General features: G+C 62.3%; 23 protein-coding genes. 12 read left to right on the forward strand and 11 right to left on the reverse strand.

Annotated features, from left to right (window positions below; translation table 11 throughout):
- Positions 1-2: 2 nt before the first annotated feature.
- The 3 genes from ngg to MOP87_RS14750 all read left to right on the forward strand — a co-directional run bounded on the left by ngg (position 3) and on the right by MOP87_RS14750 (position 3,351).
- Positions 3-1,748: an N-acetylglutaminylglutamine synthetase gene (gene ngg, locus MOP87_RS14740; protein WP_027915849.1), complete on the forward strand. Its 1,746-nt coding sequence runs from the start codon at positions 3-5 to the stop codon at positions 1,746-1,748.
- A 105-nt stretch (positions 1,749-1,853) separates the two neighbouring features.
- Entirely contained in the window at positions 1,854-3,038 is a 1,185-nt protein-coding gene (locus tag MOP87_RS14745; protein WP_023533809.1) for an osmoprotectant NAGGN system M42 family peptidase, read from the forward strand.
- Between the two features lie 85 nt (positions 3,039-3,123).
- On the forward strand, positions 3,124-3,351 hold the full coding sequence (locus MOP87_RS14750; RefSeq protein ID WP_027915848.1) for a YheU family protein: 228 nt from the start codon (positions 3,124-3,126) through the stop codon (positions 3,349-3,351).
- Positions 3,352-3,379: 28 nt separating this feature from the next.
- On the opposite strand, the gene csrA is transcribed toward MOP87_RS14750, so the two are convergent.
- A complete protein-coding gene (gene csrA, locus MOP87_RS14755) occupies positions 3,380-3,580 on the reverse strand; it encodes a carbon storage regulator CsrA (RefSeq protein WP_059183723.1) in 201 nt (66 codons plus the stop codon).
- A 129-nt stretch (positions 3,581-3,709) separates the two neighbouring features.
- Positions 3,710-4,519, reverse strand: a complete 810-nt coding sequence (locus MOP87_RS14760; protein WP_104926452.1) for an SDR family oxidoreductase — start codon at positions 4,517-4,519, stop codon at positions 3,710-3,712.
- A 223-nt stretch (positions 4,520-4,742) separates the two neighbouring features.
- On the opposite strand from MOP87_RS14760, the gene MOP87_RS14765 reads away from it, so the two are divergent.
- The gene (locus MOP87_RS14765) at positions 4,743-4,895 is read left to right on the forward strand and encodes a DUF3309 family protein (protein ID WP_012271016.1); all 153 of its coding nucleotides are present in this window, start codon (positions 4,743-4,745) and stop codon (positions 4,893-4,895) included.
- A gap of 48 nt (positions 4,896-4,943) precedes the next feature.
- Here the strand turns inward: MOP87_RS14765 and MOP87_RS14770 are convergent, their stop codons facing one another.
- From MOP87_RS14770 to MOP87_RS14780, 3 genes are all read right to left on the reverse strand, one after another.
- The gene (locus MOP87_RS14770) at positions 4,944-6,608 is read right to left on the reverse strand and encodes a cation acetate symporter (RefSeq protein WP_027915845.1); all 1,665 of its coding nucleotides are present in this window, start codon (positions 6,606-6,608) and stop codon (positions 4,944-4,946) included.
- Positions 6,605-6,916, reverse strand: a complete 312-nt coding sequence (locus tag MOP87_RS14775; protein WP_023533810.1) for a DUF485 domain-containing protein — start codon at positions 6,914-6,916, stop codon at positions 6,605-6,607. Before MOP87_RS14775 ends, MOP87_RS14770 begins: the two co-directional genes overlap by 4 nt.
- A 349-nt stretch (positions 6,917-7,265) precedes the next feature.
- Entirely contained in the window at positions 7,266-7,562 is a 297-nt protein-coding gene (locus MOP87_RS14780; protein ID WP_242809740.1) for a hypothetical protein, read from the reverse strand.
- Positions 7,563-8,594: 1,032 nt separating this feature from the next.
- Between MOP87_RS14780 and MOP87_RS14785 the strand changes: the two genes are divergently transcribed.
- Positions 8,595-9,959, forward strand: a complete 1,365-nt coding sequence (locus MOP87_RS14785) for a glutamine synthetase family protein (protein ID WP_059183721.1) — start codon at positions 8,595-8,597, stop codon at positions 9,957-9,959.
- Between the two features lie 25 nt (positions 9,960-9,984).
- Entirely contained in the window at positions 9,985-11,292 is a 1,308-nt protein-coding gene (locus MOP87_RS14790) for an FAD-binding oxidoreductase (RefSeq protein WP_027915843.1), read from the forward strand.
- Positions 11,293-11,367: 75 nt separating this feature from the next.
- Here MOP87_RS14790 and fadD1 read toward each other — a convergent pair whose 3' ends face one another.
- Both fadD1 and fadD2 read right to left on the reverse strand, forming a co-directional pair.
- On the reverse strand, positions 11,368-13,065 hold the full coding sequence (fadD1, locus tag MOP87_RS14795; RefSeq protein ID WP_027915842.1) for a long-chain-fatty-acid--CoA ligase FadD1: 1,698 nt from the start codon (positions 13,063-13,065) through the stop codon (positions 11,368-11,370).
- A 292-nt stretch (positions 13,066-13,357) separates the two neighbouring features.
- Entirely contained in the window at positions 13,358-15,046 is a 1,689-nt protein-coding gene (gene fadD2, locus MOP87_RS14800; protein WP_027915841.1) for a long-chain-fatty-acid--CoA ligase FadD2, read from the reverse strand.
- Positions 15,047-15,343: 297 nt separating this feature from the next.
- On the opposite strand from fadD2, the gene MOP87_RS14805 reads away from it, so the two are divergent.
- On the forward strand, positions 15,344-15,814 hold the full coding sequence (locus MOP87_RS14805) for a MaoC family dehydratase (protein ID WP_028686823.1): 471 nt from the start codon (positions 15,344-15,346) through the stop codon (positions 15,812-15,814).
- A 62-nt stretch (positions 15,815-15,876) separates the two neighbouring features.
- Complete coding sequence (locus MOP87_RS14810) at positions 15,877-16,266, forward strand: GNAT family N-acetyltransferase (protein ID WP_232097794.1); 390 nt, start codon at positions 15,877-15,879, stop codon at positions 16,264-16,266.
- On the opposite strand, the gene MOP87_RS14815 is transcribed toward MOP87_RS14810, so the two are convergent.
- The gene (locus tag MOP87_RS14815; protein WP_027915838.1) at positions 16,253-17,212 is read right to left on the reverse strand and encodes a YihY/virulence factor BrkB family protein; all 960 of its coding nucleotides are present in this window, start codon (positions 17,210-17,212) and stop codon (positions 16,253-16,255) included. The genes MOP87_RS14810 and MOP87_RS14815 overlap by 14 nt on opposite strands.
- Before the next feature lie 157 nt (positions 17,213-17,369).
- On the reverse strand, positions 17,370-17,555 hold the full coding sequence (locus MOP87_RS14820; protein ID WP_088523803.1) for a CsbD family protein: 186 nt from the start codon (positions 17,553-17,555) through the stop codon (positions 17,370-17,372).
- A gap of 208 nt (positions 17,556-17,763) precedes the next feature.
- Between MOP87_RS14820 and MOP87_RS14825 the strand changes: the two genes are divergently transcribed.
- On the forward strand, positions 17,764-18,144 hold the full coding sequence (locus MOP87_RS14825) for a hypothetical protein (RefSeq protein WP_023534906.1): 381 nt from the start codon (positions 17,764-17,766) through the stop codon (positions 18,142-18,144).
- Here the strand turns inward: MOP87_RS14825 and MOP87_RS14830 are convergent, their stop codons facing one another.
- Positions 18,145-18,981 (reverse strand): S1-like domain-containing RNA-binding protein, encoded by an 837-nt coding sequence (locus tag MOP87_RS14830; RefSeq protein WP_028686824.1) that lies wholly within the window; start codon positions 18,979-18,981, stop codon positions 18,145-18,147.
- Positions 18,982-19,144: 163 nt separating this feature from the next.
- Here MOP87_RS14830 and MOP87_RS14835 point away from each other — a divergent pair, with 163 nt between their 5' ends.
- The 3 genes from MOP87_RS14835 (at position 19,145) to MOP87_RS14845 (ending at position 21,464) form a co-directional block, all read left to right on the forward strand.
- Positions 19,145-20,008: a DUF6279 family lipoprotein gene (locus MOP87_RS14835; RefSeq protein WP_028686825.1), complete on the forward strand. Its 864-nt coding sequence runs from the start codon at positions 19,145-19,147 to the stop codon at positions 20,006-20,008.
- Positions 20,009-20,115: 107 nt separating this feature from the next.
- The gene (locus MOP87_RS14840; protein ID WP_027915834.1) at positions 20,116-21,003 is read left to right on the forward strand and encodes a DMT family transporter; all 888 of its coding nucleotides are present in this window, start codon (positions 20,116-20,118) and stop codon (positions 21,001-21,003) included.
- On the forward strand, positions 21,000-21,464 hold the full coding sequence (locus MOP87_RS14845; RefSeq protein WP_027915833.1) for a DUF4265 domain-containing protein: 465 nt from the start codon (positions 21,000-21,002) through the stop codon (positions 21,462-21,464). The genes MOP87_RS14840 and MOP87_RS14845 overlap by 4 nt, the downstream gene beginning before the upstream one ends.
- 42 nt (positions 21,465-21,506) lie before the next feature.
- Here MOP87_RS14845 and MOP87_RS14850 read toward each other — a convergent pair whose 3' ends face one another.
- On the reverse strand, positions 21,507-22,442 hold the full coding sequence (locus MOP87_RS14850) for an aspartyl/asparaginyl beta-hydroxylase domain-containing protein (RefSeq protein WP_088523804.1): 936 nt from the start codon (positions 22,440-22,442) through the stop codon (positions 21,507-21,509).
- Between the last annotated feature and the right edge of the window lie 37 nt (positions 22,443-22,479).

Consider the following 22,479-nt stretch of genomic DNA (forward strand, 5'->3'; position numbering starts at 1 on the left):
CCATGAAAGCCCACGAAACGGCCTATGGCCAGCGCCTGCTGCGCGGCCAGGCGCCCTCTTACGAGCGCCTGCAGGCACGCCTTGCGGGCGATGGCAGCGAGCCTCACGATCAGCCACGTGCCCTGCACTGTGGCTGGGGACGACTACTGATCGGGCATACCTATGCCGACCCGGCCAAGCTAGCCGAAGACCTGTTGGGCGAATGCCGCGGCGAACGCGACATCGCCCTGTACGTGGCAGCGCCCCAGCAGGTGCTGGCACACGCGCCGCAGCAACTGTTCCTGGACCCCTCGGACACCCTGCGCCTGTGGTTCACCGACTATCGCCCGGCGCAACGGGTATTTCGCGGGTTTCGCGTGCGCCGTGCGCAAAACCCCAGTGACTGGCAAGCCATCAACACGCTCTACCAGGCACGCGGCATGCTGCCCGTCGACCCGGAGCTGCTCACCCCGCGCCACCTGGGTGGGCCGGTGTACTGGCTGGCCGAGGACGAAGACAGTGGCGCGATCATCGGCAGTGTCATGGGCTTGAACCACGCCAAGGCCTTCGACGACCCGGAACACGGTAGCAGCCTGTGGTGCCTGGCCGTCGATCCGCACTGCACCCGCCCCGGGGTGGGTGAAGTACTGGTGCGTCATCTGATCGAGCACTTCATGAGCCGCGGCCTTGCCTATCTGGACCTGTCGGTGTTGCATGACAACCGCCAGGCCAAGCGCCTGTACGAAAAACTGGGCTTTCGCAACCTGCCCACGTTCGCCGTCAAGCGCAAGAACGTCATCAACGAACGCCTGTTCCTGGGCCCTGGGCCGCAGGCTGACCTCAACCCCTATGCGCGGATCATCGTCGATGAGGCCCTGCGCCGGGGTATCGAGGTGCAAGTGTGCGACGCGGCTGCCGGGCTCTTCACCCTGAGCCTGGGCGGTCGCCGTGTACGCTGCCGGGAGTCGCTCAGCGACCTGACCAGCGCCGTGACCATGACCTTGTGCCAGGACAAGCGCCTGACCCAGCACGCCCTGCACACCGCAGGTCTGCTTGTGCCGGCGCAGCAATTGGCCGGTAACGCCGATGACAACCTGGCGTTCCTCGAGGACCACGGCGCGGTCGTGGTCAAACCCGTGGATGGCGAACAGGGCCAGGGCGTAGCGGTCAACCTCACTACCCTCGAAGACGTCACGCGTGCAGTCGAACACGCTCGTCAGTTCGACAGCCGCGTGCTGTTGGAAAGCTTCCATGCCGGGCATGACTTGCGCATCGTGGTCATCGGCTATGAAGTGGTCGCGGCCGCGATTCGCCACCCGGCGCAGGTGATGGGCGATGGTACGCACAGCATCCGCGAACTGATCGACGCACAAAGCCGGCGCCGCCAAGCGGCCACCGGGGGCGAAAGCAAGATCCCGGTGGACGATGAAACCGAGCGCACGCTGGCCGCGGCCGGCTTTGGGTTCGAGGATGTGTTGCCCGCAGGTCGCCAGCTGGCCGTGCGGCGCACCGCCAACCTGCACACCGGCGGCACGCTCGAGGATGTCACGGCACGCCTTCACCCTACACTCGCCGATGCGGCCATTCGTGCAGCGCGGGCACTGGAGATACCCGTGGTGGGCCTTGATTTCATGGTCAAGGATGCCAGCGAACCCGACTACGTCATCATCGAAGCCAACGAGCGCGCAGGCCTGGCCAATCACGAGCCACAACCCACGGCAGAGCGCTTCATCGACTTGTTGTTCCCCCATAGCAGGCCGCTGGCCTGATACACCCATGCTCCGCTTCGACGGGAGCCCGGCGCCAGCGCCGCTCCCGCTCGACTGTTACGACCGGATCATCCAACGATTTTTCAACCGACCGGAGGCCTGGACATGTCCGAACGACATCCCGAACCCGATCTCGAGTACCTCAAGCGTGTCTTGCTGGAGATGCTCGCCATCCCCAGCCCTACAGGCTTCACCGACACCATCGTGCGCTACGTGGCCGAGCGCCTGGACGAGCTGGGCATTCCCTACGAGCTGACTCGACGCGGCACTATTCGCGCCACCCTCAAAGGGCGTCAAAGCTCCCCGGACCGCGCCGTCTCCGCGCACTTGGACACCATTGGCGCCAGCGTGCGCCAGGTGCAGGACAACGGTCGCCTGGCCCTGGCGCCGGTGGGCTGCTGGTCCAGCCGCTTCGCCGAAGGCAGCCGCGTCAGCGTGTTCACCGATACGGGCGTATTTCGTGGCAGCGTACTGCCGCTGATGGCCAGTGGGCATGCCTTCAATACCGCCATCGACCAGATGCCCATCAGTTGGGACCATGTGGAAGTGCGCCTGGACGCTTACTGCGCCACCCGTGCCGATTGCGAGGCGTTGGGCGTGGGGATTGGCGACTTCGTGGCTTTCGATCCGCTGCCCGAGTTCACCGACAGCGGTCACATCAGCGCCCGTCATCTGGATGACAAGGCCGGGGTCGCCGCCTTGCTGGCGGCCTTGAAAGCCGTGGTGGAAAGCGGCCGTCAGCCGCTGATCGATTGCCACCCGCTGTTCACCATCACCGAAGAAACCGGCTCGGGTGCCGCCGGCGCCCTGCCCTGGGATGTCAGCGAGTTCGTCGGGATCGATATCGCCCCGGTCGCCCCCGGCCAGGCCTCCAGTGAGCACGCCGTCAGCGTGGCCATGCAGGATTCGTCCGGGCCGTACGACTACCACTTGTCCCGGCACTTGCTCAAACTTGCAGGCGAACAGGAATTGCCGGTACGCCGCGACCTGTTCCGCTACTACTTCAGCGATGCCCACTCTGCGGTGACCGCAGGCCACGACATCCGCACGGCGCTGGTCGCCTTCGGCTGCGATGCCACCCATGGCTATGAGCGCACGCACATCGACAGCCTGGCCGCGTTGAGCCAGCTGTTGTCGGCTTACCTGTTGAGCCCGCCCGTGTTCGCCAGCGACTCGCAGCCGGCCAATGCGTCCCTGGAGCGCTTCAGTCACCAACTCGAGCACGATGCGCAGATGGAGAGCGACACTCGCGTGCCGGCGGTGGACAGCCTGGTCGGTCAGAAGACCTGACGGAACGCGCGGGACCGCCTGGCGGGCGGTCCCTGCTCCATCGAAATCGCGTAGGATGCCTACAACTCATTCAGACACGTTACCCATGCTGATACCCTACGAACACCTGCAAGCCGACACCCTCACCCGCCTGATCGAGGACTTCGTCACCCGCGACGGCACCGACAATGGCGATGACACACCGCTGGAAACCCGTGTGCTGAGGGTTCGCCAAGCGCTATCCAAGGGGCAGGCGTTCATCCTGTTCGATCCGGAAAGCCAGCAGTGCCAGCTGCTGGCCAAGCACGACGTGCCCCGCGAACTGCTGGAATGATGCCCGTGCGCGTCGACGCCAGTCGGCCTCATGAAGCCTTGTTCGCCCTGCGCGCCCTGGCACATTGCGTTTCCTTGATGCGCCTGTAGACCTCGGCGCGGTGCACCGGCACTTCCCTGGGTGCATCGACACCGAAGCGCACCACCCCGTCCCGGGTTTCTACCACCATGATTCGGATGTCATCGCCGATCATGATGACCTCGCCCACTTCGCGTCCTATTACCAACATGTTCCGGTCCTCCAGCGAAAGGGAAAACCGGAGCGTGCAGCGTAGCCATTTGGCTACTCAATACTTCCACCCTCATTCAGAAAGACCCGACACGCCTAGGTAACCTTTCTTACGGATCCGCCCTACGCCTTAACGGGCTCGGGCCTTCGCACGCATCTTCACTGCCATGTCGGCCATTTCATCGTACAGCCGCTCAGGTGCCTGGCATTTCAACGCCCAGGCCTGACGGCCCGCTTCGTGGGGCAGGATCAGGAACTGCCCGTCAGCCACCTGGCGGTAGATGCAGTCGGCGATATCGCTGGCACTGATGGGCGAGCCTTCCAGCAGCTTGCCGACCTGCGCTTTCATGGCCGGGTCCGGCCCACGGAAGGAGTCCAGCAGATTGGTCTGGAAAAATGACGGGCAGACCACGTGCACACCCACCCCCAGTTGGCGCAGCTCCACCAGCAGGCTTTCCGAGAGCGCCAGCACCCCCGCCTTGGCGACGTTGTAGTTGCTCATGCCGGGGCCCTGCATGAGCGCTGCCATGGAGGCGATGTTGACGATGCGCCCTTTGCTACGCTCAAGCAGCGGCAGAAAAGCCTTGCAGCCTTTGACCACGCCCATGAGGTTTACCGAAATCTGCCAGTCCCAGTCTTCGAGCGACAACTCGGCGAAGAACCCGCCTGATGCCACGCCGGCGTTATTGACGATGATATCGATGCCGCCGAAGTGCTCCTCGCAGGCCTGGGCCAGCGCGGTGAGCTGGCTGTAGTCACGTACATCGCACCGTTGTACGAACCCGTCGCTGCCTGCGGCACGCACCATTTCCAGTGTCTGACGCAGCCCAGCCTCACTGATGTCGGCCAACGCCAGGCGCCAGCCTTCGCGAGCCCAACGCAGGGCAATTTCGCGGCCCAGCCCGGAGCCTGCGCCCGTGATCATGATGCGCTTGTGCATGGCGACTGCCTTTTTCAGAGGTTGTGGCCCCAGTCTAATCAAGCCTATGCCCAGAGCGGGTGCTTATCAGGCAAGTGAATGAGCGGCCATGAACCGCCCGCTGCGCACAAAGACGGGGCGATGACCAACACGCCGATGGAATCTTTCACAAGCGGCGCCGGTCATTAGTTACAAGAGGCCGGCAACCTGGGCCCTTGACCCTCAACCACGCAAGGACTCCTCCATGACCACGATTCTCATCATCATCCTGATCCTCCTGTTGATTGGCGGCTTGCCAGTGTTCCCGCACTCGCGCAGCTGGGGTTATGGCCCGTCCGGCATCGTCGGTGTGGTGCTGGTGATCTTGTTGGTGTTGCTGTTACTCGGCATGATTTAGTGCAGCAAAAAAAACCGCGCCGAGGCGCGGTTTTTTCATGCCTGCGAATCAGTGCGATACCGCCCCTGAAGCGCCCAGGCCAGTCTGCGAGCGTACGAACTGCGGGAAGAACAGCGCCCGCTCGTTTTCGGCAGCCGTGGACTTGTCGGTGATCGAGAAGAACCAGATACCCACGAAGGCAATCAGCATCGAGAACAAGGCCGGGTACTCGTAAGGGTAGATCGCTTTCTCGTGACCAAGGATCTGCACCCAGATGGTCGGGCCGAGCACCATCAGCGTCACCGCGCTGATCAGGCCAAGCCAGCCGCCAATCATGGCGCCACGGGTGGTCAACTTCTTCCAGTACATCGAGAGCAGCAGTACGGGGAAGTTGCAGCTGGCCGCAATGGAGAAGGCCAGGCCCACCATGAAGGCGATGTTCTGTTTCTCGAACAGGATGCCCAGGCCAATGGCCAGGACGCCCAGTGCTACGGTGGTGATCTTCGAGACGCGGATTTCGTCCTTGTCATTGGCCTTGCCCTTGCGCCACACGCTGGCGTACAGGTCATGGGACACCGCCGAGGCACCCGCCAGGGTCAAGCCTGCCACAACCGCCAGGATGGTGGCGAAGGCCACGGCCGAGATGAAGCCCAGGAACACACTTCCGCCAACCGCATTGGCCAGGTGCACGGCGGCCATGTTGTTACCGCCCAGCAAGGCGCCGGCGGCGTCCTTGAAGTCCGGGTTGGTGCTGACCAACAGGATGGCGCCGAAGCCGATGATGAAGGTCAGGATGTAGAAGTAACCGATGAAACCTGTGGCATAGAGCACGCTCTTGCGGGCTTCCTTGGCATCGCTGACGGTGAAGAAGCGCATCAGGATGTGTGGCAGGCCAGCCGTACCGAACATCAAGGCCAGGCCCAGCGAGAAGGCCGAGATGGGGTCTTTGACCAGACCGCCGGGGCTCATGATGGCCTCGCCCTTGGCATGCACCTTGATGGCTTCGGAGAACAGGGTGTTGAAGTCAAAGCCCACGTGCTTCATCACCATCAGCGCCATGAAGCTTGCACCCGACAGCAACAGCACCGCCTTGATGATCTGTACCCAGGTGGTGGCCAGCATGCCGCCGAACAGCACGTACAGGCACATCAGGATACCGACCAGGATCACGGCCACGTGGTAGTCCAGGCCGAACAGCAGTTCGATCAACTTGCCTGCACCGACCATCTGCGCAATCAGGTAGAAGGCCACCACCACCAGCGAGCCTGAGGCCGACAGGGTGCGGATCTGCTTTTGCCCCAGGCGATAGGAGGCCACATCGGCGAAGGTGTACTTGCCCAGGTTGCGCAGGCGTTCGGCGATCAGGAAGAGGATGATCGGCCAGCCTACCAGGAAGCCGATGGAGTAGATGAGGCCATCGTAGCCGGAGGTGAACACCAGTGCGGAAATACCCAGGAACGAGGCTGCCGACATGTAGTCCCCGGCGATGGCCAAGCCGTTCTGGAACCCGGTGATGCGACCACCGGCAGCGTAGTAGTCCGAGGCGGATTTGTTGCGCTTGGAGGCCCAGTAGGTGATGCCCAGGGTGAAAGCCACGAACGCCACGAACATGGCGATGGCAGAAACGTTCAGCGGTTGTTTCTGCACCTCGCCGGTCAGGGCATCGGCAGCCCACACGGCGGGTGCGAAGACGCCGCAGGCCAGAACGGCCAGTGTCTTGGCATGACGAATCATTGTTGCGCCTCCTTCAGGATGGCCTTGTTCAGCTCATCGAATTCGCCGTTGGCTCGGCGCACGTAGATGGCGGTCAGGACAAATGCCGAGATGATCAGCCCGACGCCCAGGGGAATGCCCCAGGTGATCGATGACTCAGGGCTGATCTTGGCGCCCAGTATCTGGGGACCGTAGGCGATCAGAAGGATGAAAGCGCAGTACAGGCCGAGCATGATCGCCGAGAGTATCCAGGCGAACCGTTCGCGCTTGCTGACCAGCTCCTTGAAACGGGGGCTGTTTTGTATCGAGAGGTAAATGCTGTCGTTCATTGTTTTTGTCCTAGCAGCACAGAGAGGGAATGTAACCCACGTCCTTACTTTATGCGGCTGTTGGACGGCAACCAGACGACCTTAGTCTTAGATGCAACGGTGTTTTACCGATTGCGCAACAAAGCGGATGACGGAGGTGGGGTTCGAGGGGAGTTTCTGCCTGATCGTGTGCAGACAGAGGTGGCCCTCCCTCAGAGCTCAGCACATCGCGTACCGAGCAATCGGTGAATCGGACTTCAGACTACATATACCCGGGGGTTGTACGCGTGCGACGGGTGTGGGCATCGGTGGATTTCCAGTAATCTGCTACAGGGTTTAATACTGCGCCCAGTGTTTCAATCAATCATTTTCAATATTGAATGAGTGCAACCTGGCAACCTTGGTAACTTCCAGAGATCTTGCCAAGCCACTCACTCCGCCCTACTCTGCTGTTGCTGTTGCTGTTGCTGTTGCTGTTGCTGTTGCTGTTGCTGTTGCTGTTGCTGTTGCTGTTGCTGTTGCTGTTGCTGTTGCTGTTGCTGTTGCTGTTGCTGTTGCTGTTGCTGTTGCTGTTGCTGTTGCTGTTGCTGTTGATCTTGATCTTGATCTTGATCTTCGCGACTTCAGAAGGCCGAACGCAGGTCTTGCGGAGGGAGGTGACAGGCATGGATGCCTGTCAAGCGCTGGGCCCCAGGATGGGGCCTACAGCGCGGTCCTCCCGGGAGCAAGACCGGAGTGAGGGAACCCCGAAGCGCAGCGTAGGGGCCGTATGAATGGAGCGCAGCCTTTTTTGGTTACTTTTTGTGGCGTTTGACAAAAAGTAACTCGCCGTAAGGGCGAAAAGGTGATTAAGCGTCCCCATCGCAAATGGACTATGCTCAATATCAACACCCACACCAATGCAATCAAACTTCAAACTTCAAACTTCAAAGCGTGGGCGCATACAGCAAGTTGGTATTCATTGGCGCGGGTGGCGCACAGTCACCTTTCCGCCCTTACGGCGGCTCACTTTTTGTCTTGTCAAAAAGTAAGCAAAAACCGCCTGCTCCTATCATCCGGCCCCTACGCTACGCTCCGGGGTTCCCTCGCTCCGGGCTTGCTCCCGGGAGGACCGCGCTGCAGGCCCCATCCTGGGGCCCAGCGCTTGACGGGCATCCATGCCCGTCACCTCCCTCCGCAAGCCCTGCGCTCGGCCTCCTGAAGTCGCGATCTGTGTTGCCTGGACTACCGCGCGCTTAGAAGCAAAAGCAAAAACCAAAGCAACGACAACGGCAACGGCAACGACAACGGCAATGATACGGCAAGGTTCGTGGGTGCGCAGATAGCGAGCTCGACCACTGAGCACTGGACCCTAACCATTTGCGCCCCAGGCAAATGTTTAGCCAATCCCGATGCAAAGGTTGCCATTCACTACTTTAATTCTCCACAACCGACATGTGAGTATCGAATGCATGATTCCCGCCCTGCCCAGCCCACCATCGTCCAAACGCCCTTCGCCGTCGAAGCCCCAGACGCTGTGCGGCGAGAATCCGCTGGTGCATGTCATCCTCGCCTTCTGGGCATTGTGGCACTGCCGTCACGCCCGCCCGCCCGACACCTCGCTCATGCCTGCATGACCTCACCCGGCCTGTTTAGGGCCGTTTGACCCAGCCAGGCCGCCTGCACAGGCAGAGGCCTGAGCGTTCGCGAGCGAATGATTATGCACTTTGCACCTGTGGATCAGGCCAGCCAGTTCCTGGCCGCCAACCCCGATATCGATCTGTTCGAACTGTTCATCCTCGACGCCAACGGCGTGCCACGCGGCAAGCTGCTGCACCGTGATGAACTGCTGGCCGTATACCAGACCGGTCGGCCATTACCCAGCACCATTCTCGGCCTTACCGTAAACGGCGACGACGTGGAAGATTCGGGCCTGGTCTGGGATGTCGGCGACATCGATTGCCGCGCCTACCCACTCGATGGCAGCCTGGTTCGCCTGCCCTGGCGCCGGGTGCCGACCGCAGCGCTGCAAGTGAGCATGCACCCGCGCCAAGGCCTGCCTGCCAGCGTGGCCGACCCTCGTCATGTACTGTTGCGCACCGTCGACGCCCTGAAGGCCGATGGTTATCACCCCGTGATGGCCTGCGAACTGGAGTTCTACCTGCTCGACCAGCAGCGCGATGCGCACGGCCATCCACAGCCGGCGCTCGACCGGGACGGCGGACGCCCTCGCAGCACTCAGGTGTATGGGCTGCGGGAGCTGGAGCAGATCGAGCCGTTCCTGGCAGACCTGTACGCAGCCTGCAAGGCGCAAGGCATACCCGCGCGCACGGCCATTTCGGAATACGCCCCAGGCCAGGTGGAAATCACCCTCGAACACGGTGATGCGCTGCAGGCGATGGATCAGGCGGTACGCTACAAGCGCTTGGTCAAAGGCGTCGCCCACGCCCACGGCATGCAGGCCTGCTTCATGGCCAAGCCGTTCGGCCACCTGGCCGGCACTGGCATGCACATGCACCTGAGCCTGGCCGACAGCGCCGGCCGTAACCTGTTCGCCAGCAAAGACCCGGCCGGCACACCGCTGCTGCGCCAGGCAGTGGCCGGCATGTTGCAGCACCTGCACGAGTCGCTGCTGCTGTTTTGCCCCAACGCCAACTCCTTCCGCCGCTTCCAGGCCAACAGCTACGCGCCCCTGTCGCCCACCTGGGGCGTGGACAACCGCACAGTCAGCCTGCGGGTGCCGGGCGGACCGGCCAACAGCCGGCATGTAGAGCACCGTATCTGCGGGGCCGACGCCAACCCGTATCTGGCTGCCGCCGCCATTTTGGCCGCCAGTCACACCGGCATACGTGATCAGCTCGACCCAGGCGCGCCGATTCAGGGCAACGGTTATGCCCAGGCGACCGAACACCTGCCAACTGACTGGCTCACCGCGCTGCAGGCCCTGGAGCAGTCCACTTGGGCCCGCGATGCATTGGGCGATGCGTTTCTTGGCGTGTACCTGAAGGTCAAGCGCGCCGAGTACCGTCAATTCATGGCCGAAGTCAGCGAACAGGACTGGCGCTGGTACCTGCACCAGGCCTGAGCCCCATACAGAACAAGGATTACCCATGAACGCAGCAGTCAACAAAGACCCGGCGCAACGTGCACCGTCCTACTACACCGCCACCCTCAACGACCCCACCACCTACCCCCAGCTCAAGGGCACCGTACAGGTGGACGTGGCAATCATCGGCGCGGGCTTCACCGGCTTGGCAACGGCTGTGGAGCTGGCCGAACGCGGCCTGAAGGTCGCGGTGGTCGAGGCCAACCGGGTGGGCTGGGGCGCCAGCGGGCGCAATGGCGGGCAAGTGACCGGCAGCCTGTCGGGGGACGAGGCCATGCGTGCACAGATGCGCAAGCGGCTGGGCAGCGACGTGGACGATTTCATCTGGCACCTGCGCTGGCGGGGCCACCAGATCATCGAGCAACGGGTGGCCCGCTATGGCATCGACTGCGACCTCAAGCACGGTCACCTGCACGCGGCCATGAAGCCCTCGCACCTGGACGAGCTACGGGCTTTCGAGGCCCAGGCACAGCGCTATGGCATGGGGGATCAGGTCGAACTGCTCGACCGCCAGGCGATGGCCGAGCACCTGCAAAGCCCCCTGTATCTGGGCGCCCTCAAGAACCGTCGCAACCTGCACCTGCACCCGCTGAACCTGTGCCTGGGCGAAGCCCGCGCCGCCCACGGCCTGGGCGCGCTGATCTTCGAGCAGACCGAAGTGCTGGAAATCATCCACGGCGCCCGCCCTGCCGTGGTGACGGCCCATGGGCGTGTAGACGCGCGCCAAGTCATGCTGGCGGGCGATGTCTACCACAAGCTGGAAAAGCGCCAGCTCAAGGGCAAGATATTCCCGGCCATGGGCGGCATCGTCACCACGGCGCCACTGGGCGAGCTGGCAGCGCAGATCAACCCGCATGACCTGGCCGTCTACGATTGCCGGTTCGTGCTGGACTACTACCGCCTGACGGCCGACAAGCGCCTGCTGTTCGGCGGCGGCGCCAACTACTCAGGGCGCGACTCGCGGGATATCGAGGCTGAACTGCGCCCCTGCATCGAGCGCACCTTCCCAGCCTTGAAGGGCGTGCCCATCGCGTTCCAGTGGAGCTGCGCCATGGGCATCGTGGTCAACCGGATTCCCCAAGTGGGCAAGCTTTCGGACCATGTCTGGTACTGCCAAGGGTATTCCGGGCACGGCATCGCCACCAGTCACATCATGGGCGAAATCATGGCGCAAGCCCTGACGGGCACGCTGGAGAAATTCGACACCTTCGCCCAGTGCAAGCATGTGCGTGTGCCGATGGGGGACGTGTTGGGCAACCCGCTCTTGGCGGCGGGCATGTGGTACTACCAGATGCTGGAAAAACTGCGCTGAAGCCCAGGCCCGTCAATCGCCCTGCGCGGCCTCATCAAAAGGGCTGCAAGGCGATTGCGGGCGGTGCACGCCAGGTCAGGCGCTTTTCTTGAGGTTGAGCTTCTTGAGCTCTTCGTCACGCAGTTCGCGGCGCAGGATCTTGCCGACATTGGTGGTCGGCAAGGTGTCGCGAAACTCGACCTGACGCGGCACCTTGTAACCGGTGAGGTTGGCACGCATGTGCTCCATCACCTGCTCCTTGGTCACGGTCATACCGGGTTTGACCACGACGAAGACCTTGATGAGCTCGCCGGATTTCTCATCCGGAATGCCGATGGCCGCACACTGCGACACGCCGGGCACCGCCGCCAGCACGTCTTCGAGTTCATTGGGGTAGACGTTGAAGCCGGACACCAGAATCATGTCCTTCTTGCGGTCGACGATACGCATGTAGCCGTCGGGCTGGATCAGAGCGATGTCGCCGGTCTTGAGCCAGCCGTCGCTGTCGAGAATCTCGGCGGTGGCCTCCTCGCGCTGCCAGTAGCCTTTCATCACCTGAGGGCCCTTGACGCAGAGTTCGCCCACTTCGCCCAAGGGCAGCTCGTTGCCGGCGTCGTCGACGATCTTGCACAGCGTGGACGGCACCGGAATGCCAATGGTGCCCACCTGGTTGGCCTGCGCCGGGTTCACGGCGGCCACCGGGCTGGTTTCGGTCATGCCGTATCCTTCGCAGATGGCGCAACCGGTCACCGTACGCCAACGCTCGGCAACGCTCAGTTGCAGCGCCATGCCGCCGGACAGGGTGATCTTCAAGGCCGAGAAGTCCAGGGCGCGGAACGCATCGCTGTTGCACAGCGCCACGAACAGCGTATTGAGGCCCACGAAGCCCGTGAACTTCCACTTGCCCAGCTCCTTGACCATGGCGGACAGGTCGCGGGGGTTGCTGATCAGCACGTTGTGGTTGCCGATCAGCATCATGGCCATGCAATGGAAGGTGAAGGCGTAGATGTGGTATAGCGGCAGCGGGGTGATGAGGATCTCGCACCCTTCCTGCAGGTTCGAGCCCATCAGCGCCCGGCACTGCAGCATGTTGGCCACCAGGTTGCGGTGAGTCAGCATGGCGCCTTTGGCCACACCGGTGGTACCGCCGGTGTATTGCAACACGGCCACGTCATCGGCCTGCGGGTTGGCCTCGGTCACCGGCTGGCCCTTGCCCAGGGCCAGGGCATCGTTGAAACGCACGGCGCTGGGCAGGTGATAGGCCGGCACCATCTTCTTGACGTACTTGATCACGCTGTTGATCAGCAGCCGCTTGAGCGGGGGCAGCAGGTCTGCCACCTCGGTGACGATGATGTGCTTGACCTGGGTCTTGGGCACCACCTTCTCGGCCAGGTGCGCCATGTTCGCCAGACACACCAACGCCTTGGCGCCGGAGTCCTTGAACTGGTGCTCCATTTCCCGGGCGGTGTACAGCGGGTTGGTGTTCACGACGATCAAGCCGGCGCGCATGGCACCGAACACCGCCACTGGGTACTGCAGCACATTAGGCAACTGCACCGCGATACGGTCACCGGGCTTTAGGTCGGTATGCTGCTGCAACCAGGCGGCAAAGGCACCGGACAGGGTATACAACTCACCGTAAGTGAGGGTCTTGCCCAGGTTGCTGAAGGCCGGTTTGTCGGCGAAGCGCTGGCAGGATTGCTTGAGTACCGCCTGGATGTTGGGGAATTCGTCGGGATCGATCTGCGCCGCGATACCGGCCGGATACTTGTCCTTCCAAAAATGGTCGATCATGCAAGCCCACTCCTTCAGCAACAGCGAAGTTCGTTTCACGCGTCGAGGCGTTTATTATTGATATGAGATGACGGCCTGATGCAAACCAGATCATCTGAAAGCGGGCCGAGAGTAGCAGCTTTGCCGAGGGTCTACTAGAGCCCAAAGCGGGCTTGACAGTCACAAAAGTGACTCAAAGAATGCTTCGGGTCACGTTTAGAGTATTTGACTTAATTAGCCTGGGCGTCCAGCAGGATGTGCCGTGCCAGAGGCCCTGGCGCACGGCACCACGTTCTCACCGCAGGCTACCGATCTAGCTGGCGTCGCGCAGTTCGCGCCGCAGGATCTTGCCCACGGGCGTCATCGGCAGCGCCTCGCGCAGCACGATGTGCTTGGGCACCTTGTAGCCGGTGAGGTTGGCCTTGCAGTAGGCCTTGAGCTCCTCGACATCCACACCACCCTCGCGCGGCACCACGAACAGCTTCACCGCTTCGCCGGAACGTTCGTCCGGCACGCCGATGGCGGCACAGTTGGCCACCTTGGGATGGCCCATCACCACCTCTTCGACTTCGTTGGGGTATACGTTGAAGCCAGACACGATGATCATGTCCTTCTTGCGGTCGACGATGCGGGTAAAGCCGTCCGGGTCGATCACGGCAATGTCACCGGTCTTGAACCAGCCTTCGGCGTCCAGTGCCTCGGCCGTGGCCTCGGGTTGCTGCCAGTAGCCCTTCATGACCTGCGGGCCTTTGATGCACAGCTCGCCGGGTTCCCCCAGCGCCAGCTCGTTACCGTCGGCGTCGATCACCTTGAAGGCCGTGCCCACCACCGGGATGCCCACCGTACCCAGCCGCGCCAGCGTGCCATAGGGGTTGGTGCTGGCCACGGGGGACGTTTCGGTCAGGCCGTACCCTTCGACGATGCGGCAGCCTGTCAGCTGTTCCCAGCGCTCTGCCGTGGCCTTGACCAGGGCGGTGCCGCCGGAATTGGTGACCTTGAGTGCGGAGAAATCGAGCTGGCGGAAGCCGGGGTGGTCCATCAGCGCGACGAACAGGGTGTTGAGGCCCAGCAACGCAGAAAACCGCCACTTGCCCAGCTCCTTGATGAAGCCAGGTATGTCCCGCGGGTTGGTGATCAATACGTTGTGGTTGCCGGTGACCATCATGCACATGCAGTTCGCAGTGAAAGCATAGATGTGGTAGAGCGGTAACGGCGCGATCATCACCTCTTCGCCGTCCTTGAGCAGCTTCTGCCCGTCCGGCCCATGTTGGGAGAAGCACGCCAGCACCTGCAGCATGTTCGCCACCAGGTTGCCGTGGGTGAGCATTGCGCCCTTGGCCAGCCCCGTCGTGCCGCCGGTGTACTGCAGCACGGCGATGTCACCCAGGCCCAAGGGCACAGGCTGGGGCACGCCACCGCGGCCCTGGCGCAGCACCTGCTTGAACGACACAGCCTGGGGCAGCGCATAGGCCGGCACCATCTTCTTGACCTTGTCGACCACGGTGTTGACCAGCCAGCCCTTGAGCGTGGGCAGCATGTCGCCCATCTTCGCTTCGATCAGGTACTCAATACCGGTATCGGGCAGGACCGTCTGCACACGCTTGCCGAACAGGTTCATGTACACCAGGGCCCGGGTACCACTGTCCTTGAACTGGTGCCGCATTTCGCGCTCGGTGTACAGCGGATTGGTGTTGACCACGATCAGCCCTGCGCGCATGGCGCCGAACACCGCGATGGGGTACTGGAGCACGTTGGGCATCTGCACCGCGATGCGGTCGCCCGGCTTGAGGTCGGTATGTTGCTGCAGCCAGCTGGCGAAGGCAGCCGACAGGCGATCAAGGTCGGCGTAGGTCAAGGTCACGCCCAGGTTGCTGAAGGCCGGGCGATCGGCAAAGCGCTTGCAGGAGCGTTCGAACACCTCGACCACAGACGCGTAGGCTTGCATGTCCAAGGTGGAAGGCACGCCCGCCGGGCGCTTGTCATTCCAGAAGTCGGCTTGCATTTATTGTTGTTCCTCTGCCGGGACCTGCACTGCGTCCTGATTAGTCCGAGTGCCTGCGCGCAGGCGATGCACAGGCGTTGATTCGACGTTAGCAGGTAAGCCAGGCACGGCCCAGCCGTCAGCGCCTGCCATTAACATTGTGAATCTTATTTGTGCCCTTCCTGCAATTTGCTCGACTGTGGGTACACTGACGTGGGCGCAAAATGTGATCCGGGCGACCCCGGCAAGCGTCTCACCCGTCTGGCCGACGCCCTGCGTGCGACCGGCATCCGACCTGTACTGCTTAAGGAAGCCCTGATGTCCCAGCTCAGCAACACGCCCTACGAAGCCCTTGAAGTCGGCCAGAAAGCCGAATACACGAAGTTGGTCGAGGAGCGCGACATCCAGCTGTTCGCCGCCATGTCCGGCGATCACAACCCGGTGCACCTGGATGCCGAGTTCGCGGCCAAGAGCATGTTCCGCGAGCGCATTGCCCATGGCATGTTCAGCGGCGCGTTGATCAGTGCGGCGGTGGCCTGCACGTTACCAGGCCCTGGTACCATCTACCTGGGCCAGCAGATGAGCTTCCAGAAGCCGGTCAAGATCGGCGACACCCTGACGGTGCGCCTGGAAATCCTGGAAAAACTGCCCAAGTTCAAAGTGCGTATCGCCACCAACGTGTACAACCAGCACAACGAACTGGTCGTCGAGGGTGAAGCCGAGATCCTGGCACCGCGCAAGCAGCAAATCGTCGAACTGGTTTCCCCGCCGAACTTCGTGGCCAGCTGAGCACCGTCGTGCAGTCATGGCCGCCAGTGCACTGCACCCGGCTTTCAGCCCCGGAACGGCGGCTGCTCGACCACTTCTATCGCCAACAGGGCTCGCGCATGCGCGCCCCTGCGCAGGGCACGTTTTGGGTGGCCAGGTCGCCGGGCATCATTGCTGGGTTGTCCCTCAGCGAGGTGGACGGTGGTCAGTGGCTGACGGGGCTGTTCGTGGCGCCTGATCGGCGCTCGGAAGGCGTGGGTGAGCAATTGGTCGCAGCGGCCCTGGAGAACGCCTGCGCCAGCACATGGTTGTTTTGCCATCCATCGCTCGCCCTCTATTACGGACGCCAGGGGTTCGCGCCGGCTGGAGCGCTACCCCGGTCGCTGCATGACAAGTTCCAGCGCTATCAACGCAGCAAGGCCTTGATAGCGCTGGAGCGCACCGCCCAACCGGGGCAGGTCAGCGCGGGGTAGGTTCAACGCCCGCCGCTTCATCAGCACCGGGGCGTTCCTTGCCCAATACCTTGGGCTTCTCGTCGTCGCGGGTGCCATCGAAGTCTTTTTCGCCTGGGTCCTTGCCCTCGGCCGACATGTGCTCGATCACCGCGTTCATCTCTGCGCCCAGCAACAGCACAGCAGCCGAGATGTAGAAGTACAGCAGCAGTACGATGATCGCCCCGATGCTGCCGTACATGGCGTTGTAGTCTGCGAACGTCTTCACGTAGTAGGCAAAGCCTAGCGACGCGATGATCCACACCACGACCGCCAGCACCGAGCCCGGGGTGATGAAGCGAAATTTCTGCTCCACATCGGGCATGACGTAGTAGATCACCGCGACCGCGACCATCAGCAGAATCACGATCACCGGCCAGCGAAGAATGGTCCACAGGGTGACGATGAACTCTTCCATGCCAATCTGCGCCGCGATCCACTCCATGACCTGCGGTCCCAGCACCATCAGCGCAGCGGCCGCCAGCAGCATGCCTGCCAACCCGATGGTGTACAGCACCGACAGCGGGATGCGTTTCCAGACCGGGCGCCCTTCTGGTACATCATAGGCCGCGTTCATGGCGCTCATCATCAGGCGCACGCCGGCCGAGGCCGTCCACAGGGCAATGACGATACCCACCGACAGCAAACCACCCTTGGACTGCTGCAATTGGTCGATGACCGGGTTGACCTGCTCAAGGGCCTGGGGCGGCAAGACCAGTTCTGACTGCAAGCGCAGCCAGGAAAAGAAGTCTGGCAGGTGCAGGAAACCGATCAGGGCAATGAGAAACAATAGGAAGGGGAACAACGAGAAAAGAGCCTGGTAGGCCAATGCCGAAGCATAAGTGGACATCTCGTCATCGAGGAATTCGTTGACGGTGCGCACCAGTACGCGGTGCAAGGGTAAGCCCTGCAAGGCGGAAAAAATCATAGCGTCTCCTTTCGCCGCTTGATCGATCTGACGTTCAGTCTAATAGACCCTGCGCTTGGGGTGCTGCTCCCGGTCGTCATGCAACGGCTTTGAATACTTCTGCCGGTCACCGTCCCCTGTTTCGAAGCGCAGAGGACGGCTCGGCAGGCGTGAATCATTACTTGGTCAGGTCTTCGGCCTTGTTTTTCACGTCGCCTTTGACCTGCTGGCCTTCGCCCTTGATTTCCTGGGCCTTGCCTTCGCCTTTGAGTTTTTCGTTGTCCGTGAGGTTGCCAACACCTTGCTTGATGTTGCCCATTGCCTCGTTGGCCATACCTTTAATTTTGTCTCCAGTACCGCTCATGGCAAAACTCCTGTGATGTAGCACGCGTATCGTGCCGACAGAAGGTTGACCCAGCCGCTTGCACAGGAGTTTCAAGAAATTTGCGTCAACAAGCCAAACGGTTGAAAGGCGTAGGCGTAAATGCGGGGATCAGGGCCTGAAACCTTGCCCGCCAAGGTGCCACCCCTCACAATGCGGCCTTTGAAGGCTTCGACCCGCAGGAACCTGCATGAAACTCGACAAACCCGCTGCCATCGCCCGACGCAACAGCGCACTGGCGCGCCCGGTGCTGACCAGTGCCAATACGCTGTTCGCCATTCTCGACCCCAAGCGCAACCTGTGGTGGTTCGAGGTCCCGGTGGCCTTGCTTCGCAAAGGCCAGCCCGACTGGGTCAACCTGCTGCTGCATACCCCGCTGACCGATGAACTTCAGCACCTGAAGGTGCCGATCAACTTCCTGCGGGCCCACCAAGAGCAGATGGAAGTGCGCAACCCTGGCAAGCGTCGCTCCACCATCAGCCTGGCCCTGAGCGCTGACCGCGACTCGTTGCTGCGCGACACGCGCCCCGGTGGCGATCAGCTGGACTTCAACACCTTCGTGCAGGGCTGATCAGGCTTTCTCGATCCGGTCGTCATGGATGACGATGCGGCCCTGCTTGAACAGCCCGCCAATGGCCTTCTTGAAATTGCCCTTGCTGACATTGAACAGCTTGCTGATCAAGGCAGGGTCGCTCTTGTCCGAAACAGGCAACACCCCACCCTCGGCGTCAAGGCGCGCCATGATCTGCTCCTGCAAGCTGTCGGACAGCGCAGCGCCCACCGGCTGCAAGCTGAGCGAAACCTTGCCGTCGGCCCGCACTTCCTTGATGTAACCCTGCTCGTGCATGCCTGAGCGCAGGAACTTGAACACCTCGTTCTTGTGAATCAAGCCCCAGTGACGGTTGTTGATGATGGCCTTGAACCCCATCGGCGTTTCGCCGGCCACCAGCAGCTCAACCGGCTGACCAGGTTTGTAGTCTGCAGGCGTGGTGTCGAGGTAACGGTCCAGGCGCGAGGTGGCGGTGATGCGGCGGGTGCGCTTGTCCAGGTACACGTGCACCACGCAATAGTCACCGATCTTCAGCGGCCGTGCTTCTTCGGAATAGGGCATCAGCAGGTCCTTGGACAGGCCCCAGTCCAGGAAGATACCCGCACCGTTGATGTCCTTGACCTTGAGGCTGGCGAACTCGCCCACCTGCACCTTGGGCTTCTCGGTGGTGGCAATCAGCTGGTCTTCGCTATCGAGGTAGATGAACACGTTCAGCCAGTCATCGACTTCGGTCTCGGCACCCTTGGGAATGTAACGGGACGGCAGCAGGATTTCCCCGTCGGCACCGCCGTCCAGGTATAGGCCGAAGTCCACGTGCTTAACAATTTGCAAACTGTTGTAACGCCCAAGCAGAGCCATTTTCGAACATCCTCAAGTCAAGGCGGCTATTTTCCGGATAGACCCGCCCTGGTGTCAAAGCCTGCGGTCGGTTCATCGCCGCTCACGCTTCCACGTGCCATCCGGTGGAACCGCAGGTCTCGTGCTGCGTCTACCCCTTGGCTGCCACTGCAAGGACCCGCACATGCCTGCACGCCTGCTCAAAGTCCTGTCGATCTGCCTGGGTTTCGCCCTGATGCTGGGCGCCTGCAGCCGCATCGACCTGGCCTATCGCAACCTCGATCGCCTGGTGCCCTGGTCGCTGGGCGACTACCTGGACATGAACCGCGAGCAGAAAACCCTGCTCGATGATCGCCTCAGGCAGCACCTGGCGTGGCACTGCCAGACGCAACTGCCCGGCTACCTCGACTGGCTGGACCGCCTGCGCACCATGGTGGCCGATAACCAAGTCACCGACCAGGCGCTGCAGCAGCGCACCGAGGAGGCCCGCGAGGCGATTGGCCGGGTCGCGGCCGAAATCACGCCGTCGGCCACCGAGTTGCTGCAAGGCATGAGCGATGCGCAGGTGGCGGAGATGCGCGATGCGTTTCGTGACGATATTGCCGAGCGGCGCAAAGAATATGTCGATACGCCCCTGCCCCGCCAGATCAGCGAGCGCGCCGAGCGCATGGAAAAACGCCTCAAGCCTTGGTTCGGCGAGCTGACCGAGACACAGCGGCAACGGGTTGGCGCCTGGTCCCGCGCGTTGGGTGACCAGAACAGCGAGTGGATACGCAACCGGGCCCATTGGCAGCAGCAACTGCTGTTGGCGGTGGAACAACGGCACGAGTCAGGCTTCCCGGCACGGGTCGCGACCTTGCTGCAGAACAAGGAAAGCCTATGGACGGCCGACTATCGCCGGGCCTTCCAGAACACCGAGCAGCAAGCACGCAGCCTGGTGGTGGACCTGATGCAGCAGAGCACTCCCGCCCAGCGCCAGGTGCTGCTGGATCGGCTGACCAAGGTGCGCAGCGACTTCAGCGCCTTGAAGTGCCTGCGCGGGGCTTGAACAGGCTATGGCAGGACACTGACTGAACTTCGCTGGGCAAGAAAGCGCAAGAATCCGCCGGCCTGCTGACGTACACTCGCGCCCCTGCCAAGCCCCCGGAGACCGTCGTGAGCCCCACCGCCCTAGCCCGCCTGCTGACCCTTGCTGCCGTATGGGGCGCGAGCTTTCTGTTCATGCGCATCATCGCCCCTGTACTGGGCACCGTGCCAACGGCCTTCTTCCGTGTCTCCATCGCCTGCCTGGGCTTGATCGCGCTGCTGGGCGCAGCGCGCGTACGCTGGGATTTCCAGGGTAAGTTAGGCGCCTGCCTGGTGCTGGGCATGATCAACTCGGGCATTCCGGCCACCTTCTACTCGGTGGCAGCCCAGGTGCTGCCGGCCGGTTATTCGGCCATCTTCAATGCCACGACCCCTTTGATGGGCGTGCTGATCGGCGTGTTGTTCTTCAAGGAACCCATGACGTTGGCCAAGTTGAGCGGCATTTTCCTGGGCCTGTTCGGCGTGGGTATCCTGAGCGGCGCGGGGCCTGTTGCCCTGGATGCAGCCCTCTTGCAAGGCGCCCTGGCGTGCCTGGCGGCCACGACCTGCTATGGGTTTGCCGGCTACCTGGCCCGCCGCTGGGTCAGCGGCCTGGACAGCCGCCTGTCGGCCCTGGGCAGCATGCTCGGTGCGACCCTGCTGCTTACCCCGTTGTTCGCCTGGAGCGTGCTTACCCAGCCACCGGCCAGCTGGGGCGGCTGGCCGGTCTGGGGCTCGCTGGTGGGGCTTGGCCTGTTGTGCACGGCGTTCGCCTACATCCTGTACTTCCGCCTACTGGCCGAAATCGGCCCGGTCAAAGCCAGTACCGTGACCTTCATGATCCCCGTGTTCGGCGTGCTGTGGGGAGCCTGGCTGCTGAATGAGCCGTTGTCGATGGCCCACCTGTACGGCGGCCTGCTGATCGGCGTGGCTTTGTGGCTGGTCCTGCGCCCGGCACGGCGCCGGGGCGCTGCATGAACAGCGTCTACAAAAAAGTGCTGTTCCCGCTGCAGCAGGACGCCAATGGCTATCCGCCGGCATCGGTGGAAGGGCTATGGGCCAAGGCCGTCGAAGACGGTTACGTGATCGACAACATCCCGTTTCATGTCTACGGCATCGCCCCAGGTGACGTGATCTGCACCCATGAAGAGGCTGGCCAGCACTGGTTCGCCCGTTTGCTGCGCAGCAGTGGCAGCTCGGTGTTCCGGGTTCGGGTCAAGCCGCCCGAGACACTGGAGCAGGTCAGCGAAGCCTTGGTGGAATTCGGGTGCACCTGTGAAAGCGAACCTGCGGTGAAGATGCTGGCGATCGCCATCCCACCGGCACGAACGCTCGACACCCTGCTGTATTACCTGATCACCCAGCGTGAAGCGGGTTTTCTGGACTTCGAGGAAGGCGTACTGCGCCACTGCGTTGCCCACGAGTTTCGCCAGGGATAAAGGCGACTGCCTTGCAGGCGCCCCTCCCGGTCGAGGGCGTCGTCAGAACAACCAGCGGTACAGCAGATAGGCTACGACGACGGCCAGAATCGGTCGCAACACGCGGTATGCCTTGGGGTTGGCACGCTTGAACTGCTTGACGCGCGTGCTCAGCTTGTTGCTGAACCGCTTGCTCCAGGCATAAGCCTGGTTGATCCCGCCCACGCGTTCATCGTCGGTATTCTGTGGCGCGGTGGCGCGGCCCAGAAATGCGCTGACCTTGCGGTTGAGGCGGGTCATGATTGGGCTGTTCAAAGGACGCTCCACGTCGCAGAACAGGATCACACGGGTGACCTCGGTCTCATTCTTGACCCAGTGCACGTAGGTTTCGTCGAACATCACGTCCTGGCCATCGCGCCAGGCATAGGGCTGGCCGTCCACATAAATGCGGCAGGCATCGGAGTTGGGGGTCGAGAGGCCCAGGTGATAACGCAGGGAACCTGCAAACGGATCACGGTGCGGGTTCAGGTGGCTGCCGCCGGGCAACAGGGCGAACATCGCGCCCTTGACGTTGGGGATGCTGCTGACCAGCTCGACGGTTCGCGGGCACAGCGCTTCGGCAGACGGCAGGGGTTTGTCGTACCACTTCAGGTAGAAGCGCTTCCAGCCTTTCTTGAAGAACGAACCGAAACCGGCATCGTTGTCCTTTTCGGCTGCCCGGATATAACCCTCGTCGAACAGGCGCAGGGCCTCCTCGCGAATTTCCTGCCAGTTGTCCTTGAGCACGTCCAGCTCCGGGAAGCGTTGGCGGTCCAGGTACGGCTTGGACGGCACGCCCGAGAACAGGTACATCAACGCATTGTAGGGGGCGAACAGCGCCGAATGGTTGACGAACTGGCGCAACACGGGCAGGCGGGCCTTGCCGCGCAGGTGGACGAACAGCACGCTGCCGAAGAACACCAGCAGCACACCTGCCTTGGCGAGGAAGGAAACGGTCATGCAACACTCCTAGGGCGGGACACAGGCCAGCGCTGCC

It is taken from the genome of Pseudomonas sp. I3-I5, from assembly GCF_022699445.1.
Taxonomy (GTDB): domain Bacteria; phylum Pseudomonadota; class Gammaproteobacteria; order Pseudomonadales; family Pseudomonadaceae; genus Aquipseudomonas; species Aquipseudomonas fulva.

Bases quoted from the DNA above. Each gene is read 5' to 3' on its own strand.
- MOP87_RS14820 (WP_088523803.1), bottom strand. From the start codon at position 17,555: ATGAGCGGTACTGGAGACAAAATTAAAGGTATGGCCAACGAGGCAATG.
- MOP87_RS14830 (WP_028686824.1), bottom strand. From the start codon at position 18,981: ATGGCTCTGCTTGGGCGTTACAACAGTTTGCAAATTGTTAAGCACGTG.
- MOP87_RS14835 (WP_028686825.1), top strand. From the start codon at position 19,145: ATGCCTGCACGCCTGCTCAAAGTCCTGTCGATCTGCCTGGGTTTCGCC.
- fadD2 (WP_027915841.1), bottom strand. From the start codon at position 15,046: ATGCAAGCCGACTTCTGGAATGACAAGCGCCCGGCGGGCGTGCCTTCC.
- MOP87_RS14825 (WP_023534906.1), top strand. From the start codon at position 17,764: ATGAAACTCGACAAACCCGCTGCCATCGCCCGACGCAACAGCGCACTG.
- MOP87_RS14845 (WP_027915833.1), top strand. From the start codon at position 21,000: ATGAACAGCGTCTACAAAAAAGTGCTGTTCCCGCTGCAGCAGGACGCC.
- MOP87_RS14765 (WP_012271016.1), top strand. From the start codon at position 4,743: ATGACCACGATTCTCATCATCATCCTGATCCTCCTGTTGATTGGCGGC.
- MOP87_RS14850 (WP_088523804.1), bottom strand. From the start codon at position 22,442: ATGACCGTTTCCTTCCTCGCCAAGGCAGGTGTGCTGCTGGTGTTCTTC.
- MOP87_RS14775 (WP_023533810.1), bottom strand. From the start codon at position 6,916: ATGAACGACAGCATTTACCTCTCGATACAAAACAGCCCCCGTTTCAAG.
- MOP87_RS14780 (WP_242809740.1), bottom strand. From the start codon at position 7,562: ATGCCTGTCACCTCCCTCCGCAAGACCTGCGTTCGGCCTTCTGAAGTC.
- MOP87_RS14790 (WP_027915843.1), top strand. From the start codon at position 9,985: ATGAACGCAGCAGTCAACAAAGACCCGGCGCAACGTGCACCGTCCTAC.
- MOP87_RS14785 (WP_059183721.1), top strand. From the start codon at position 8,595: ATGCACTTTGCACCTGTGGATCAGGCCAGCCAGTTCCTGGCCGCCAAC.
- MOP87_RS14805 (WP_028686823.1), top strand. From the start codon at position 15,344: ATGTCCCAGCTCAGCAACACGCCCTACGAAGCCCTTGAAGTCGGCCAG.
- MOP87_RS14770 (WP_027915845.1), bottom strand. From the start codon at position 6,608: ATGATTCGTCATGCCAAGACACTGGCCGTTCTGGCCTGCGGCGTCTTC.
- MOP87_RS14815 (WP_027915838.1), bottom strand. From the start codon at position 17,212: ATGATTTTTTCCGCCTTGCAGGGCTTACCCTTGCACCGCGTACTGGTG.
- MOP87_RS14750 (WP_027915848.1), top strand. From the start codon at position 3,124: ATGCTGATACCCTACGAACACCTGCAAGCCGACACCCTCACCCGCCTG.
- MOP87_RS14745 (WP_023533809.1), top strand. From the start codon at position 1,854: ATGTCCGAACGACATCCCGAACCCGATCTCGAGTACCTCAAGCGTGTC.
- csrA (WP_059183723.1), bottom strand. From the start codon at position 3,580: ATGTTGGTAATAGGACGCGAAGTGGGCGAGGTCATCATGATCGGCGAT.
- fadD1 (WP_027915842.1), bottom strand. From the start codon at position 13,065: ATGATCGACCATTTTTGGAAGGACAAGTATCCGGCCGGTATCGCGGCG.
- ngg (WP_027915849.1), top strand. From the start codon at position 3: ATGAAAGCCCACGAAACGGCCTATGGCCAGCGCCTGCTGCGCGGCCAG.
- MOP87_RS14760 (WP_104926452.1), bottom strand. From the start codon at position 4,519: ATGCACAAGCGCATCATGATCACGGGCGCAGGCTCCGGGCTGGGCCGC.